Here is a 13,788-nt window from a genome sequence, read left to right as displayed (position 1 = left end):
GCCGTGATCCCCGTTCGGCCAGCTCAGGGGAGCAGTCCCAGCTCCTCGAACCGGGGCACCAGCCAGTCGGGGATGCCGTCGCGGTCCCAGCACCAGGAGCTGCCACGCTCCAGGAACACGGTTTCGTTGGCCAGGTAGGCCTGAGCCAGGGTCGTCAGGCTGACGGCGCGCATCGCCTCATCCCGGCGGCTCTCCAGCAGGCGGCCCGCTGCGGAACCGCCGGGAGCCGCCCTGTGCGCTGCCCGTCGACCGCTCAGACCGAGGAAAGGCAGTGCCATCAGCCCGATGCATGGAAGTCCGGCGAAGATAACCGCCGCGGCCCTCGATTCCGTGCCTGTCTCCCGCCGCCGTCATGCCGTGCGCCTGCTGCTGGTTCTGGCGCTGGCGCTCTCCGCCCTGGTGCTAGCCCGCGCGGGCCGCGAGCCCTCGTCCGCGCCGGCCCTGGCCGGAGACGATCCCCCGCTGCGTGAGAACTCACCCCAGGCGGACCCGCTGCTCCTCCCCACGGCCCCCGGCCTGCCCCGCACAGCCGATGGCCGCCACCATCCGCTGGTGCCGGCGGAACCCGTTGCCACCGCAGCCCTGCTGGCCTGGGTGGAGGAGGCCCTGAGGGACCCGGGCACCCCGGATCAGCAGCTTCCGCGCCTCGGCCATCAGCAGCAGGTGATCTACCGGGTGCTCTCGCGGGATGAGCCGCGCAGCCGCCGCGTGCTGGCCCTGCTGCCCGATCGCTGGCGCCCGGTCGCCGAACGGCATCTGGCCGCCCGGCGGGAGTTTCTGGCCATGCACAGGCGCAGCCGCCCGCCGGAGCGGCTGCCGGCCTGGCGCATCCGCGCCCCCGAGCCGCCGGAGCAGCTCCTGGCGCACTACCGCAAGGCGGAGGCCGCCACCGGCATCGCCTGGGAGGTGCTGGCGGCGGTGAATCTGGTGGAGACCGCCATGGGGCGGATCGATGGCGTCTCGGTGGCCAACGCGCAGGGGCCGATGCAGTTCCTGCCCACCACCTGGGCCGAAGCCGGCATCGGCCGCGGCGACATCCGCGACCCCCACGATGCGATTCAGGCCGCGGCCCGTTATCTCGTGCGTCGCGGCGGTCTGGAGGACATCCGCCGAGGGCTCTGGGGATACAACAACAGTGACCGCTACGGCCGCGCCGTCCTGCACTACGCCGCGCTGATGGAGGAGGACGAACGGGCCTTCACCGGCCTGTACCACTGGGAGGTGCACTTCGCCTCCGCCCGGGGCGATCTCTGGCTGCCGGTGGGCACCGTCCACCGCGCCCCGGTGACGGTGGAGGCCTTCCTGCAGCGCCAGCCCGCCGGGGCTCCGCCCGAGCTTTACGCTGCTTTTCCCGTTTCCGCCGCTGATGCCGAAGGATCCGATCAGTCGCGCTGACGAGCTGACCGCGCTGGGCTGGCCGTCTGAGGAGGTGGCCCGCTACGCCGAACTGTGGGAGTACCGCCGGCGCTGGGGGTCGATGAACCTGGAGCGGGAGGACCGTCTGTTTCTGCGCAAGGCCGAAGCCGCCCTGCCGCCCCTGCCCACCGGCAAGGCCGCGGCGCGCAAGAGCATCCGGGAGAAGTCGTATTACCGTTGGCTGCGCTTCAACCTTGAGGCGATGCAGGCCGCCGAAGCCTCCATGGGCCTGGCTGAGGGCGAGTGCGGAGCCTGGACCATCGTTCTGGAGGAGGAGCTGAAGGTTCTGGACAGCTGCCAGCCGGTTCTGGGCCTGCCGGACACGATCAAGGCCCGCGAGCTCACGCCGATGCGCGAGGCCTGGGCTGCCGAGGCGGCTGAGCTGGGCCGAAGCCTGAGCTTCGATTTCGCGGCACCCCTGATCGCTCTGAAGGAGCAGCAGACCACCAGCTGGAAGCCGCTGCGCGACCCCTCTCAGGCCGGGGACACGAGCTACCCCGTGCTCGACACGGATGGCGCAGCCGCGTTCCGCGCCCGCATCGGGGCGGCGATCGACCAGCAGATCCGCAGCAGCTTCCCCTCACTGGCCGACTCCAACCCGGCCCCGGAACCGGCTGCCCCCGAGAGCGGCTCCGAGACGCCATCTCCTGAGGCGACCCCTGGCGCGGTTGAGGAGGCCACGGTCTGAGGGCCATCCCCGGCGCCATGGCGACGCCGGGCTCAGCCCCGCAATCCGATGGAACTGAGCTCAGACGACGGCTGCGTCGCGCTCGCCGGTGCGGATGCGTACGACGGTGTCGAGCGGGGTGACCAGGATCTTGCCATCGCCGATGTTGCCGGTCTGGGCCAGGGCCACGATGGTCTCGATGGCGGTCTCGACCAGCTCGTCGGCCACGATCATCTCCACCTTGGCCTTCTTGACGAAGTCCACCTTGTATTCGGCACCCCGGTACACCTCGGTCTGACCGAGCTGCTTGCCGAATCCCTTCACGTCGGAGACGGTCATGCCGACGATGCCCTTCTCGACAAGTTTGTCCTTGAGTTGATCCACCGTGGTGGGCCGGATGAAAGCCGTGACCAGCTTCATGGTGAGAAGCAGAGAGTTCTCTCGGATTCAAGCGAAAGTTGCGGCAGCCTGCTGCAAAACCGGTCGCCGTTGCTACAAGAACACTGATGCGTCTCCTCGCTTCCCCGTCATGGCCGTCTCCTGTCCATCGAGAGTGCTGATCGGTAGCGTCCGCTACCCCGGCCAGGGTGCTGTTTCGGCCATGACCGCTCCAGAGGTGTTCACCGTCGGTTTGGACTCCCTGACCGCTTTCGCCGCCATCGCTCTTACCGCCGTCTCCTGGGATGGTGTGCTCTCCCAGGCGGGCTCCAGGGCGCTGCGCCATGAGCTCGACTACCGCGAACCCTTCGCCTCGATGAAGGACGGTGAGATGGTGGCTCTGATGGATGAGCTGCTCGAACGGATGCGGCGGCTCGGCGTCCACGAGCTGATGGTGGAGGCCGCCCAGGCGCTCAGCCCGGAGCAGCGGCGCACCGCGTACGCCGTGGCGGCCGAGATCATGCGCTCCGACGGTCCGCTGGTGGAGGAGGAGCGCTGCATGCTCGGAACGCTCGCCACCACCCTTTCGATGGAGCCGGGCGATGCCCAGCGGATCAGCTCGGTGATGGATGTGCTGCATGGCAGCGTCGTTGACTGCGCCATGACCGTCTAAGTCGATTCGGCGGGCAGGTCGGGAACCCGCCGACGGCCCAAGCCGGGCAAAGGTGTTAGAACCGCTACAGAATTCGCCAGTTTCAGGCGTTCCCGGCCATGGCCTTCCACGATTCCAGCTCCGCTGCGCCTGCCTCCTCCTCCGTGGGCCTTCGCGGTAATGGTGCGGCTCATTCGGCCCCCCGGCGTGACGCTCTGCTCGGTTCGCTCCGCCTGCGCTACGGCCAGGCTCTCGAGCGCGGAGACCGTGAGGCGCAGCTGGAGATCTACCGCGAGGCGGTGTACCTCGGCGTGCAGCCCGAGGAGCTCAGCCGCCCGGCCGCGGCCTGACGGTAGAGCCGGTGGTGGTGCAGGATCCGAGCCTCCAGTCTGTGGGCCGGGCCCGGCTCCACTCCGGCTTCAAAGCCCCGCTGGGCGGATTCCACCAGGGCGGTGTCCTCGTCGAGAAATCGCTCCATCTCCGCCAGCCAGGCGTCGGCTGTGTCCCTCAGTGCCTCCGGCCCAAGCAGCCGCAGCGCCATCCGGCACTGGCCAGGCCCGTCGGGCACGAAGCTGATGGCCGCCAGGCGCCCGTCCGGCCAGAAGAGCAGGTGGTGACAGGGGGGCACACCGAAGGTCAGAAACTCACCGGCGAGCGTCGCCTGGTCTGATGGTCCCGTCCAGGGTGTGGCCAGCAGGTTCGATTGCCGTCCGAAGCCGTGCCGGTAGCCGCTGACCGGTCCCTGCAGAGGATGCAGGGTGCGGGGGTGGGCAATGGCCACGTGGTAATCATCGAGCGTGTTGTCGTGCGCCAGCTTCCAGTCGCTGCGCAGCGGCCGGTTCAGGCAGCGGAAGCCGGACCGCGGAGTCTCCAGCAGCCCGCCGGCCTCCTCCAGCACCAGATCCAGCTGCGCCTCCAGATCGATGGCAGACGGGCCATCCGGTTCTTCTCCAACGGAGGAGCCACCCTCCGGTGCAGGCCGAAGCCGGATCCAGATCAGCCCGGCCAGCTCCCGGAAGGGCAGAGGGATGAGGTTCCAGCGGCTGCGCTCGAAGGGCTCATGGAACTCCCCCTCCCGAGCGGCGGCCCGCAGCCGGCCGTCGGTGGTGAAGGTCCATCCGTGATACGGACAGACCCATTTCCTGCAGGCCCGGGCCGGCCCGTCCGCCAGCAGGGCCACTCCGCGGTGCGGGCAGGCATTGGCGAAGGCCGACAGCAGCCCGTCCGGGCTGCGGCTCAGCAGGATCGGCTGATCCAGCCACTGCAGGGCCTGGCTGTGGCCCGGCGGGAGATCCCCGGCGCAGGCCACCGGGTGCCAGAAGGAGGGCAGGTAGGCAGCCCGCTCCCATTCGAGCAGGGCCGGGTCCCTGTAAAGCCGGGCCGGCAGGAAGCCCTCAGCTGAGGCGTCCATCCAGGCTGCGCAGCTGGTGCACGAGCTCCTGGCGCACGTGCAGGAAATCGGGATCCACCCGCAGCCCTTCGAGATCGCTTTTCTCCAGCGTCACGTCCACCGTGTGGATGATGCGGCCGGGATTGGGGGCGAGCACATGGACCCGCTGGGCCATGATCAGCGCCTCCTCCACGTCGTGGGTGATCAGCAGCACCGTGAGGCCGGTGCGCTGCCAGAGCTGCACCATGAAGTCCTGCATGGACTCCCGGATCTGAAGGTCCAGGGCCCCGAAGGGTTCATCCAGCAGCAGCACGCGGGGGTCGGTGGCCAGGGCCCGGGCGATCGCCACCCGCTGCTGCATGCCGCCGGAGAGTTCCTTCGGCAGCCTGCGGGCGGCGTCCTGAAGGCCCACCACCTCGAGGAAATAGGCCGTGCGCTCCCGCACCTCCCGCTCGGGCATCCGCCTCAGACGCATCCCGAAGGCCACGTTGTCCGCGGCGGTCAGCCAGGGATAGAGGCTGTACTTCTGGAACACCATGCCCCGGTCGGGGCCCGGTCCGCGCACCGGTTCGCCGTCCACGGTGATCGAGCCGCTGCTGGGGTGATCCAGCCCGGCCACCAGGCGCAGCAGGGTGCTCTTGCCGGAGCCCGAACTGCCGACCAGGGCGGTGAAGTCGCCCGAGCGCATCGTGAAGCTGATGTCGCTGAGCACGAGCTTGCGGCGGGCACCCTCGCCGAACTGCTTGTTGACGTTGCGGACCTGGAGTTCCATGGGGGGTCAGGTGGCCCAGCGGCAGCTGACGCGCAGCAGCAGACGGAAGGCCATGTCGATGGCGAAGCCGATCAGGCCGAGCACCAACAGCACAGCGAAGATCTGATCGGTGAGGAAGAAGCGCTGGGCCAGCTGGATGCGCTTGCCCAGGCCGGTTTCAGCGGCCACTAGCTCCGCGATCACCACCAGGTTCCAGGAGGTGGCGATGTTGATGCGGAGGGTGTCGATGATGCTGGGCATGCTGTAGCGGCTGATCACCTGCAGCAGCAGCTGGCGCGTGTTGCCGCCCAGGGTGAGGGTGGTCTCCACCAGCTCCTCAGGCACGAATTTCACCGCATCCATCACCATCAGCACGTTGAAGAAGACCGTGCCGATGAAGATCAGCGCGATCTTAGGCTCTTCGCCGATGCCGAGATAGATGATGAGCAGCGGAATGAACGCGGCCGCCGGCATGTAGCGCAGCATCGCGATCAGCGGCTCCAGCAGGGCGCGGATGCCCGGATAGGAGCCCATCAGGATCCCGATCGGAATCGCCGCCAGCGTGGCGAGGGCGAAACCCGCCATCACCCGGCCGGTGCTGGCGGTGATGTCCTGGAACACGATGCCGCTGCGGATCATCTCCACGAGCGAGCGATACACCGCGCCGGGTGAGGGCAGGAAGGCGCTGTCCACCCAGCCGAAGGCGCTCACCGTCAGCCAGATCAGCAGCGGGACCAGCAGGGAGCTGGTCTGGAGTGCCGTGCGGGTCTGGCGACCGGGCACCTGGCCGAAGCGGAGCCAGCCCGGGGGCTGGGCGTCACCGGTGAACGCAGTCGGGGTCATGGGTGGTGGAGGCTGAGGGCGGTGGGAGTCGGCCTCAGCTGAGGGCCTTGATGAAGCTGGGATTGAACAGGTTGCTCATGTCCGGCTTCTCGGGGATGAAGCCCACCTTGACCATGAAGTCCGCCATCTTCTCGGCTGCGTAGGGCATGTGCTGCATGCCTTCGCCGGGTGAGAAGGCCTCGATGTTGTCCTCGATCGTGAAGAAGCGGGTGCCGTCGCGGTACTGGTCGTATTCCTCGGGCGTGATGCCGGCCCGGCGGGCCATGATTTCATCGGAGCGCTCGGGCTCGGCCGCCATGAAGTCGCGCACATCCCACCAGGTCTGCACGATCTTCTGCACATCGTCGGGCCGCTGATCGATCAGATCCGCGCTGACGGCCATCAGGTCGGGGATGGCGCCGGGGTACTCCTTGGAGCTGGCGATCACGTGGGCTCCCTCACGCTTCATCGCGGTGCCGGTGAAGGGCGGGAAGGCGCCCACCGCATCCACCTGACCGGCGGCGAAGGCCGTGGCCGCCTGATCGGTGGGCAGGCCCTTGATGATCACATCGTCCCGGGTCATGCCGTTGTCCTCCAGCGCCAGGCTGAGCAGGAAGTCGTCGACAACGCCCTCCTCGACGGCCACGGTCTTGCCCTTGAGCTCCTTGATCGAGCGGATCGACTCATCGGCGATGATCTGGTCGTTGCCGGCCGAGTTGTCGTTCACGAGCACCACCACTGCTCCACCGTTGGCACCGGGCAGAAAGGAGATGGTGTCGTTGAGGGTCTGGCTGTTGCCGTCGATCTTGCCGGCGGCGAACGTCTCCATCGACTGCACGTAGCCGTCGAACCACTGCATCTCCACATTCACGCCGTTCTTCTCGAACAGCTTCTCCTCCACCGCGATCGCCCAGGGCCACCAGCCGGCCCAGTTGCTGTAGCCCAGCACGATCGGTTCACCGGTCGCGGAGCCGCCACCGCCGGGTCCGCCGCGGGCGCAGGCCACGGCGAGAACAAGGGCCAGGGCGGCGAGAGCAAGGGTGCGGAGTTGTCGCAGCATGGGAATCGGGAAATGGGTGGGAAGTCGGAACGGAACGGACGCCGGGCGGCGCCGGCGGTCAGCGCGGACCAGCCGCGAGGGCTGCGGGCTGCTCTGAGCCGGCCTGGAGGCTGCGCTGGCGCTCGATCCAGGCATGCCAGAGATCGAAGCCCCGGCCGTTGATGGCCGAGAGCTGCAGCACCGTGGCTTCGGGGTTGACGCTGTGGATGTTGCGCTCGAGTGCGGCCACATCCAGGGGAAGGTGGGGCAGCAGATCCACCTTGGTGATCAGCACGCAGTCGGCCTCCCGGAACATCACCGGGTACTTGAGCGGCTTGTCCTCGCCCTCGGTCACGCTCAGCAGGGCCACCTTGAGGTGTTCACCCACCTCGAATTCCGCCGGGCAGACGAGATTGCCCACGTTCTCCACCCAGAGCAGGTCCAGTTCCTCCGGGTTCAGGCGCTGGCGCAGCAGCTTGAGCCCACCGGAGACCATGGCGGCATCCAGATGGCAGGCCCGACCCGTGGTGATCGGCACCACGGGGATCCCGGTGGCCTCGAGCCGTTCCGCATCGAGCCGGGTGGTCATGTCGCCCTCGAGCACCGCCATTCGCAGGCTGCGGGCCAGCACCGGCAGGCTTCGCTCCAGCAGGGACGTCTTGCCGGCTCCGGGGCTGCTCATCACATTGAGACAGAGGGTGCCCCAGGCATCGAAATGACTGCGGTTGTGCTCGGCCTGCCGGCTGTTGGCCGCCAGCAGATTGATGCCGAGCGTGTCCTGAAGGGGCATGTGCATGGTGCTTGGCGGGTCCCGATGGGGTGAGGGTTTCAGGTGCGATGGGCCGCCGCTGCGGCGAGGGGGGCGGCGATCGATTCGCCGGAGGGAAGCGTGTACTCCACATCCCGGATGCGCAGTTCCCGGCCGGAGACGATCTCCTCGAGCGGCCGGTCGCAGCAGGGAGAGCGGTAGGCCTCTTCGGCGCTGGGGGAATAGGTGGCCCGGCAGCAGGAGCAGCGGCCCACCAGGGGAATGGTGTGGATGGTCAGACGGGAGCCATCCAGCCAGCTGCCGGCGACGGCGGCGGCGTAGGTGCCCAGGAGGGCGTCGGGTTCGACGCAGGTGAAGCGACCCACGTCGAGGTGAACCGTCTCCACCCGGGGCCGGTCGGTGTGGTGCTGCTGGCGCCACTCCTCCAGGGCCAGCAACAGGCAGCGGGTCATGTCCACTTCATGCATGACTCACCTCCAGGCCTGATCGACGGCCATGTTGCAGGTGTCATGCAGCCAGCCCGGACGCTCGCGGCGGGGCAGCTGACCGCTCACCACGAGGTGGGCCATGGTGTCGCAGATCACACGGGTCGCCATCAGCGAGGTCATGTCGCTGATGTCGTAGGGAGGGGAGACCTCCACCACTTCCAACCCGCAGACGGGGACCCGACGCACGATCAGCTCCAGCAGTTTCAGGGCCTCTCGGGGCAGCAGGCCGCCGGGCTCCGGCCAGCCGGTCCCCGGCACGAAGCCGGCATCGATGCAGTCGATGTCGAAGGAGATGTAGACGCAGTCGGTGCCGTCGGTGGCCCGCTCGATCGCGAACTCCGCCGCCGCCTCGAGGCCCATGTCGCAGATGTCGGTCACCGTGAGCACGTTGGTGCCCCGTTCCCGGCACACCTTCACCCCCTCGCGGGGCACCTGCCAGCCGCCGATGCCCAGCTGCACCAGATTCCGCGCCGGTGCATTCGCCATGTTGGTGGCGTGGAACCAGGGACAGGTGTGCATCCGTTCATCCAGATCCGTCTCCTGGGTGTCGACGTGCCGGTCGAAATGGATGATGCCCACCTTGCGATCGCCCAGATGGCGGCAGACCCCCCGCACCGTGGGAAAGCCGATCGAGTGATCGCCACCGAGAATGATCGGGAAGGCGCCGCTGGCGAAGACGTGGGCGACCCCCTTGGAGATCTGGTCGAAGGACTTCTCGTTGTTGGCGGGAATGGTGAAGATGTCGCCCACATCGCAGAGGCTGATCTGCTCGCGCAGGTCCACCCCCATTTCGTAGTTGTAGGGGGTGTAGAGAGCTGAGATGCGGCGGATGCCCTGGGGCCCGAAGCGTGTGCCGGGGCGGTAGGTGGTGCCGCTGTCGTGGGGAACCCCCAGGATGGCCACGTCGTAGTTCCCCACCTGGTTCACATCCTCCAGATAGGGCGCCTTCATGAAGGTGTTGATGCCCGCGTAGTGGGGCAGCTCGCCGCGGGAAAAGGTGGAGAGGCGTCGATCGACGATGCTGGCGGCGGCCTCGAGGCCGAGGGCCTTGCCACGGTCCACCTCCTGCTGCCAGCCGGTGAGCGGGAGCCGGGCTTCCTTCTCCAGGGCCTCCATGCCCTGGCTGGGGTCGCGTCGCTCGAAGGCAGCGCCGGACGCTTGGGACGAGGTCATGGGCGGCGGGAGGTCTCTGGTTGAGCGGTCTCCCGGGCTTTTATCCCTCCGTGACCCGGCAGCGGTGCTCCCGGGTCGCCCCTCTCGGACCAGTCATCGCCGCCCTGGTGGGGGCACCACCGGATGGCGACCGGAACCCTAGGAGCGATGTCCGCCCGTTCATCCTGCGCAGCGGCCCGGCCCGGGGATGTGGCCGTCACTACCGAATGATCGGCATCGGCTCAGAAGCCCGAGGGTCGAGGCCGCTCGCTCGAGAGCGACACATTGCCGGCCGCCGCCGCCCGCCGCGGCTCCTGCACCGAGAGGGACGGCGCGGACGGCCCCGACGGCTGCGGCACCGCCAGCACGTTGAAGGCCAGAGACCAGCGCTGCCCCTCGCCCCGGAACGGGGCCACCGAATGGGGCTGCCAGGCCGGGAACACATAGAACGCCCCGGGTTCCGGCATCACGTAGTGCGCCATGCCGGTGCGAAAGCTCTGGATGTGCCATTCCTCGGGGCCGTGGAAGCAGAGCTGGCCATCGAAGCGATCCGGACGGATCTGATCCGGCACCTGGAGGAACACCACCCCGGAGAAGCTGCCGCCGTGGGTGTGGGTGGGGTTGTAGTCGCCGGCGCACTGGCAGTTGAGCCAGACATCGATCAGCTGCAGGCGGTAGCGACCCGGCGTCCAGGGGCCGCGGCCCTGCGGCGGCTGACGGTCGATCACGTGGCGGATCCAGCGCTCGCAGCCCGGCAGCAATGCCGTGCGGCACAGCTCCTCCACCGCCGGCTGGGCCGGATTCAGCTCCCGCTGCTGGCTGAGCTGCCCCGCCAGTTTCACCGAGGCGTCGGGGCTGGCCTCCGGTTGCCGGAGCACGCTGCGGGAATGGGCGATCAGCCGTTCGAGCAGATCCGGCTTGAGTTCGCCCCGGAGAATGGAGCGCGGAAACAGATCCAGCACCTCCACGGGTGGACTCGGCGGCTGTCCGCACTGTGGCAGGGCCCTCGAGCAGGATCCCGGCAGTCGTGCCGGACAGGGCCGTGCCAGCTCATCCACCCTCGCGGCAGGAGGCGCTCTCCGTCCCTTCGGACCTCTGGTCGCCCCTGCCCCTGGAGGCTCTGCCACCCCTGAGCGACCTGCAGCTGGCGGTGGTGGGGCACACGGAGGTGGTGACCTTCGTGCGGGTGGACCGGTTGCCCCGACCCGGAGAGGTGGCCCACGGCCGGGATCTGGCGGTGATGGCGGCCGGGGGCGGGCCGGTGGTGGCGGCTCAGATGGCGCGGCTGCGGCCCGGTCGCGTGCGCTTCCTCACGGCCCTGGGCCGGGATGCGGCCGGTGCGCGCGCCGCCGAGGAACTGGTGCGGCTGGGGCTCGACCCTCACATCGCCTGGCGGGATGCTCCCACCCGCCAGGCGATCACCTTCGTCGAGAGCGGTGGCGAGCGCACGATCACCGTGATCGGCGAACGCCTGCAGCCGTGTGCCGCCGACGCTCTGCCCTGGACGGAGCTGGCGGACCGCCACGGTGTCTTCGCCACGGCGTGCGATGCGCCGGCGCTGCAGCTGGCCCGCCGGGCGAGGGTCCTCACGGCCACCCCGCGCGTCCGGCAGGCCGTTCTCGAGGCCTCGGGGGTGCGTCTCGATTCCCTGATCGGCAGCGCCCTCGACCCTGGTGAGGCGCTGGCGGCTGATCAGCTGCCCGCTCCGCCGGTTTGTGTCATCCGCACGGCCGGTGCGGCGGGGGGCGAGGTCTTCCCCGGCGGCCGGTTCTCGGCGCCGCCGCGCACCGCTGCGGTCGTGGATGCCTACGGCGCCGGCGACAGCTTCGCGGCGGGGGTGACGGTGGGACTGGCGGCGGGCTGGAGCCTGCGGGAGGCCATCAGCCTCGGCTGCCACTGCGGCTCCGCCTGCCTGGACGGTCAGGGCCCTTACGCCACGCAGCTGCGTCTGCCGGACGATGGCCGCTCAGATGAAAGCCATTGAAACGAAAGGGGATTCGGTAACAATCGCGTCATTCGGGATCCACCTCGGTTCCGTTGCATGAGGGTTCGGCCATTGGTCACCAACGCCCTCTCTTCATGCCCAGCCCCAACCGTTTCTCGGCCATTCAGCAGATCGCCGGGAGACCGCCTGTGCCCACGCCAGAGGTGGAGTCGCTCGAGAGCCTCTGGGCGCGCGATGTGTTCACCCTCGCGAAGATGAAGGATGCGCTGCCCAAGGCGGCCTTCAAGTCGATCCAGCGCACCATCCGCGACGGCGGCAAGCTGGATCTCTCGGTGGCCGACATGGTGGCTCAGGCCATGAAGGACTGGGCGATGAACCGGGGCGCGCTCTACTACGCCCACGTCTTCTATCCCCTCACCAGCCTGACGGCTGAGAAGCACGACGGTTTCATCGTGCCCCAGGGCGATGGAACGGCCCTGGCGGAATTCTCCGGCAAGCTGCTGGTGCAGGGCGAGCCTGACGGCTCCTCCTTCCCCAACGGCGGCATCCGCACCACCTTCGAGGCCCGCGGCTACACGGCCTGGGATGTGACCAGTCCGGCCTACCTGATGGAGACCGAGAACGGCATCACTCTGTGCATTCCCACGGTCTTCGTCTCCTGGACCGGTGAGGCCCTCGACAAGAAGACACCGCTGCTGCGCTCCAACGCCACCCTCAACAAACAGGCCCAGCGTCTGCTGCGTCTGCTGGGTGAGGAGACCATCGCCCCGATCAACTCCAGCTGCGGCGCCGAGCAGGAGTACTTCCTGGTGGACAGCGCCTTCCTGCCGCTGCGCCAGGACCTGATGCTCACCGGCCGCACCCTCCTGGGAGCCCCCTCGGCCAAGGGACAGCAGTTCGATGACCACTACTTCGGTGCCATCCCGGAGCGGGTGCAGGTGTTCATGCAGGACGTGGAGCACCGCCTCTACCGGCTCGGCATTCCCGCCAAGACGCGTCACAACGAGGTGGCGCCCGGTCAGTTCGAGATCGCGCCTTACTTCGAGGCGGCCAACGTGGCCACCGATCACCAGCAGCTGATCATGACCGTGCTGAAGAACACGGCCAAGAAGCACGGCTTCACCTGTCTGCTGCATGAAAAGCCCTTCGAGGGCATCAACGGCTCCGGCAAGCACGTCAACTGGTCCCTGGGTAATTCCAGCCAGGGCAATCTGCTCGACCCGGGCAAGACTCCCCACGAGAACATGCAGTTCCTGCTGTTCTGCGCGGCGGTGATCCGCGGGGTGCATCTCTACGGACCGCTGATGCGGGCCGTGATCGCCAGCGCCAGCAATGACCACCGCCTCGGCGCCAACGAAGCCCCGCCGGCGATCATCTCGGTCTATCTGGGCAGCCAGCTGGAGGATGTGTTCAATCAGATCCGCGCCGGCGATCTCAAGGCCTCCACTGACGGTGGTCTGATGAGCCTGGGCATCGACACCCTGCCCGAGTTCCCGAAGGATCCCGGCGATCGCAACCGCACCTCCCCCTTCGCCTTCACCGGCAACCGCTTCGAATTCAGGGCGGTGGGCTCCGGTCAGTCGGTGGCGGGTCCCCTGATCGCGCTGAACACCCTGCTCTCGGATTCGATCAGCTGGGTCTGCGACCAGCTGGAAAGCCGCATGGCGGGTGGAGCCACCCTCGACGCGGCGGCCATGGGCACAATCCAGCAGATCATGAACGAGCACGGAGCGGTGGTCTTCGGTGGCGACGGCTATTCCGAGGCCTGGCACCGGATGGCCGTGGAGGAGCGGCATCTGGAGAACCTGCCCACCACCGCCGACTCCCTGCCGGTGCTGACCCGGCCCCAGGTGCGGGATCTGTTCGACCGCATGGGCGTGCTCAGCCCCGTGGAGCTGGAGAGCCGCTTTGAGGTCTATGGCGAGCAGTACGTGCTGGCCATCGAGGTGGAGGCCAAGGTGCTGCTGCGCATGACGCGAACCCAGGTGTATCCGGCGGTGATGGAGTACCTCGACGCCCTGGCCCAGTCCCTGCGCGACCAGGAGTACCTCGGCCTGCCGCCCGACCGCAGCAGCGCCGGCAAGGTGGCCCAGCTCAATCAGAGCCTGCTGGCCGAATGCGCCGCGCTGGAATCGGCCATCGCCGAAACGCCGGAGGACGGGGTGGAAGCCTCCATGCGCCACTGCGCCGATGTGATCCTGCCCCTGATGACCCGCATCCGCGAGGCGGTGGATGGACTGGAGATCATCGTTGCCGATGACCTCTGGCCGCTGCCCACTTACCAGGAGATGCTGTTCAGCCGCTGAGGCGGCGGGGATG

The 13,788-nt window shown here is 68.4% G+C and carries 16 protein-coding genes and 1 riboswitch; of the genes, 6 read left to right on the top strand and 10 right to left on the bottom strand.

The features are described from left to right. Positions 1-23: 23 nt before the first annotated feature. On the bottom strand, positions 24-278 hold the full coding sequence (locus tag EVJ50_RS06360) for a hypothetical protein (protein ID WP_150883022.1): 255 nt from the start codon (positions 276-278) through the stop codon (positions 24-26). Between the two features lie 52 nt (positions 279-330). Here EVJ50_RS06360 and EVJ50_RS06355 point away from each other — a divergent pair, with 52 nt between their 5' ends. Beyond that, complete coding sequence (locus tag EVJ50_RS06355; protein WP_370455617.1) at positions 331-1,395, top strand: transglycosylase SLT domain-containing protein; 1,065 nt, start codon at positions 331-333, stop codon at positions 1,393-1,395. Further along, positions 1,367-2,104, top strand: coding sequence for a hypothetical protein (locus EVJ50_RS06350; RefSeq protein WP_150883020.1), 738 nt, complete (start codon positions 1,367-1,369; stop codon positions 2,102-2,104). The genes EVJ50_RS06355 and EVJ50_RS06350 overlap by 29 nt, the downstream gene beginning before the upstream one ends. A gap of 60 nt (positions 2,105-2,164) precedes the next feature. On the opposite strand, the gene EVJ50_RS06345 is transcribed toward EVJ50_RS06350, so the two are convergent. After that, the gene (locus tag EVJ50_RS06345) at positions 2,165-2,503 is read right to left on the bottom strand and encodes a P-II family nitrogen regulator (protein ID WP_150883019.1); all 339 of its coding nucleotides are present in this window, start codon (positions 2,501-2,503) and stop codon (positions 2,165-2,167) included. A 109-nt stretch (positions 2,504-2,612) separates the two neighbouring features. On the opposite strand from EVJ50_RS06345, the gene EVJ50_RS06340 reads away from it, so the two are divergent. Together EVJ50_RS06340 and EVJ50_RS06335 are read left to right on the top strand one after the other, a co-directional pair. Next, on the top strand, positions 2,613-3,134 hold the full coding sequence (locus EVJ50_RS06340) for a tellurite resistance TerB family protein (protein WP_370455616.1): 522 nt from the start codon (positions 2,613-2,615) through the stop codon (positions 3,132-3,134). Between the two features lie 98 nt (positions 3,135-3,232). Further along, positions 3,233-3,463 (top strand): hypothetical protein, encoded by a 231-nt coding sequence (locus tag EVJ50_RS06335; RefSeq protein WP_191964889.1) that lies wholly within the window; start codon positions 3,233-3,235, stop codon positions 3,461-3,463. Here EVJ50_RS06335 and EVJ50_RS06330 read toward each other — a convergent pair. The 8 genes from EVJ50_RS06330 to EVJ50_RS06295 all read right to left on the bottom strand — a co-directional run bounded on the left by EVJ50_RS06330 (position 3,400) and on the right by EVJ50_RS06295 (position 10,492). Further along, on the bottom strand, positions 3,400-4,524 hold the full coding sequence (locus tag EVJ50_RS06330) for an aromatic ring-hydroxylating dioxygenase subunit alpha (protein ID WP_150883017.1): 1,125 nt from the start codon (positions 4,522-4,524) through the stop codon (positions 3,400-3,402). The two genes, EVJ50_RS06335 and EVJ50_RS06330, sit on opposite strands and share 64 nt — an antisense overlap. Continuing rightward, positions 4,508-5,275 carry an ABC transporter ATP-binding protein gene (locus EVJ50_RS06325; RefSeq protein ID WP_150883016.1) on the bottom strand — a complete coding sequence of 256 codons (768 nt, stop codon included), beginning with the start codon at positions 5,273-5,275 and terminating at the stop codon, positions 4,508-4,510. Before EVJ50_RS06325 ends, EVJ50_RS06330 begins: the two co-directional genes overlap by 17 nt. Positions 5,276-5,281: 6 nt before the next feature. Continuing rightward, positions 5,282-6,097, bottom strand: a complete 816-nt coding sequence (locus EVJ50_RS06320) for an ABC transporter permease (RefSeq protein WP_150883015.1) — start codon at positions 6,095-6,097, stop codon at positions 5,282-5,284. Between the two features lie 34 nt (positions 6,098-6,131). Beyond that, entirely contained in the window at positions 6,132-7,136 is a 1,005-nt protein-coding gene (locus tag EVJ50_RS06315; protein WP_150883014.1) for an ABC transporter substrate-binding protein, read from the bottom strand. 58 nt (positions 7,137-7,194) lie between these two features. Then, the gene (gene hypB / locus EVJ50_RS06310; protein ID WP_150883013.1) at positions 7,195-7,911 is read right to left on the bottom strand and encodes a hydrogenase nickel incorporation protein HypB; all 717 of its coding nucleotides are present in this window, start codon (positions 7,909-7,911) and stop codon (positions 7,195-7,197) included. Between the two features lie 32 nt (positions 7,912-7,943). Next, the gene (locus EVJ50_RS06305) at positions 7,944-8,351 is read right to left on the bottom strand and encodes a hydrogenase maturation nickel metallochaperone HypA (RefSeq protein ID WP_150883012.1); all 408 of its coding nucleotides are present in this window, start codon (positions 8,349-8,351) and stop codon (positions 7,944-7,946) included. A gap of 3 nt (positions 8,352-8,354) precedes the next feature. Beyond that, positions 8,355-9,545 (bottom strand): agmatinase, encoded by a 1,191-nt coding sequence (gene speB / locus EVJ50_RS06300; RefSeq protein ID WP_150883011.1) that lies wholly within the window; start codon positions 9,543-9,545, stop codon positions 8,355-8,357. A gap of 27 nt (positions 9,546-9,572) precedes the next feature. After that, positions 9,573-9,698: riboswitch (guanidine-I (ykkC/yxkD leader) on the bottom strand. A 68-nt stretch (positions 9,699-9,766) separates the two neighbouring features. Beyond that, positions 9,767-10,492 (bottom strand): putative 2OG-Fe(II) oxygenase, encoded by a 726-nt coding sequence (locus EVJ50_RS06295; protein ID WP_150883010.1) that lies wholly within the window; start codon positions 10,490-10,492, stop codon positions 9,767-9,769. Between the two features lie 74 nt (positions 10,493-10,566). Here EVJ50_RS06295 and EVJ50_RS06290 point away from each other — a divergent pair, with 74 nt between their 5' ends. Both EVJ50_RS06290 and EVJ50_RS06285 read left to right on the top strand, forming a co-directional pair. Beyond that, a complete protein-coding gene (locus tag EVJ50_RS06290; protein ID WP_225323120.1) occupies positions 10,567-11,508 on the top strand; it encodes a PfkB family carbohydrate kinase in 942 nt (313 codons plus the stop codon). A gap of 95 nt (positions 11,509-11,603) precedes the next feature. Continuing rightward, positions 11,604-13,775 (top strand): glutamine synthetase III, encoded by a 2,172-nt coding sequence (locus tag EVJ50_RS06285; RefSeq protein ID WP_150883009.1) that lies wholly within the window; start codon positions 11,604-11,606, stop codon positions 13,773-13,775. The last annotated feature ends 13 nt before the right edge of the window (positions 13,776-13,788 follow it).

This window comes from Synechococcus sp. RSCCF101 (assembly GCF_008807075.1).
Taxonomy (GTDB): domain Bacteria; phylum Cyanobacteriota; class Cyanobacteriia; order PCC-6307; family Cyanobiaceae; genus RSCCF101.
The sequence above is the reverse complement of the archived record's forward strand: the minus strand, read 5'-3'. Positions and strand labels throughout refer to the sequence as shown.

Bases quoted from the DNA above. Each gene is read 5' to 3' on its own strand.
- EVJ50_RS06360 (WP_150883022.1), bottom strand. From the start codon at position 278: ATGGCACTGCCTTTCCTCGGTCTGAGCGGTCGACGGGCAGCGCACAGG.
- EVJ50_RS06350 (WP_150883020.1), top strand. From the start codon at position 1,367: ATGCCGAAGGATCCGATCAGTCGCGCTGACGAGCTGACCGCGCTGGGC.
- EVJ50_RS06345 (WP_150883019.1), bottom strand. From the start codon at position 2,503: ATGAAGCTGGTCACGGCTTTCATCCGGCCCACCACGGTGGATCAACTC.
- EVJ50_RS06340 (WP_370455616.1), top strand. From the start codon at position 2,613: ATGGCCGTCTCCTGTCCATCGAGAGTGCTGATCGGTAGCGTCCGCTAC.
- EVJ50_RS06335 (WP_191964889.1), top strand. From the start codon at position 3,233: ATGGCCTTCCACGATTCCAGCTCCGCTGCGCCTGCCTCCTCCTCCGTG.
- EVJ50_RS06330 (WP_150883017.1), bottom strand. From the start codon at position 4,524: ATGGACGCCTCAGCTGAGGGCTTCCTGCCGGCCCGGCTTTACAGGGAC.
- EVJ50_RS06325 (WP_150883016.1), bottom strand. From the start codon at position 5,275: ATGGAACTCCAGGTCCGCAACGTCAACAAGCAGTTCGGCGAGGGTGCC.
- EVJ50_RS06320 (WP_150883015.1), bottom strand. From the start codon at position 6,097: ATGACCCCGACTGCGTTCACCGGTGACGCCCAGCCCCCGGGCTGGCTC.
- EVJ50_RS06315 (WP_150883014.1), bottom strand. From the start codon at position 7,136: ATGCTGCGACAACTCCGCACCCTTGCTCTCGCCGCCCTGGCCCTTGTT.
- hypB (WP_150883013.1), bottom strand. From the start codon at position 7,911: ATGCACATGCCCCTTCAGGACACGCTCGGCATCAATCTGCTGGCGGCC.
- EVJ50_RS06305 (WP_150883012.1), bottom strand. From the start codon at position 8,351: ATGCATGAAGTGGACATGACCCGCTGCCTGTTGCTGGCCCTGGAGGAG.
- speB (WP_150883011.1), bottom strand. From the start codon at position 9,545: ATGACCTCGTCCCAAGCGTCCGGCGCTGCCTTCGAGCGACGCGACCCC.
- EVJ50_RS06285 (WP_150883009.1), top strand. From the start codon at position 11,604: ATGCCCAGCCCCAACCGTTTCTCGGCCATTCAGCAGATCGCCGGGAGA.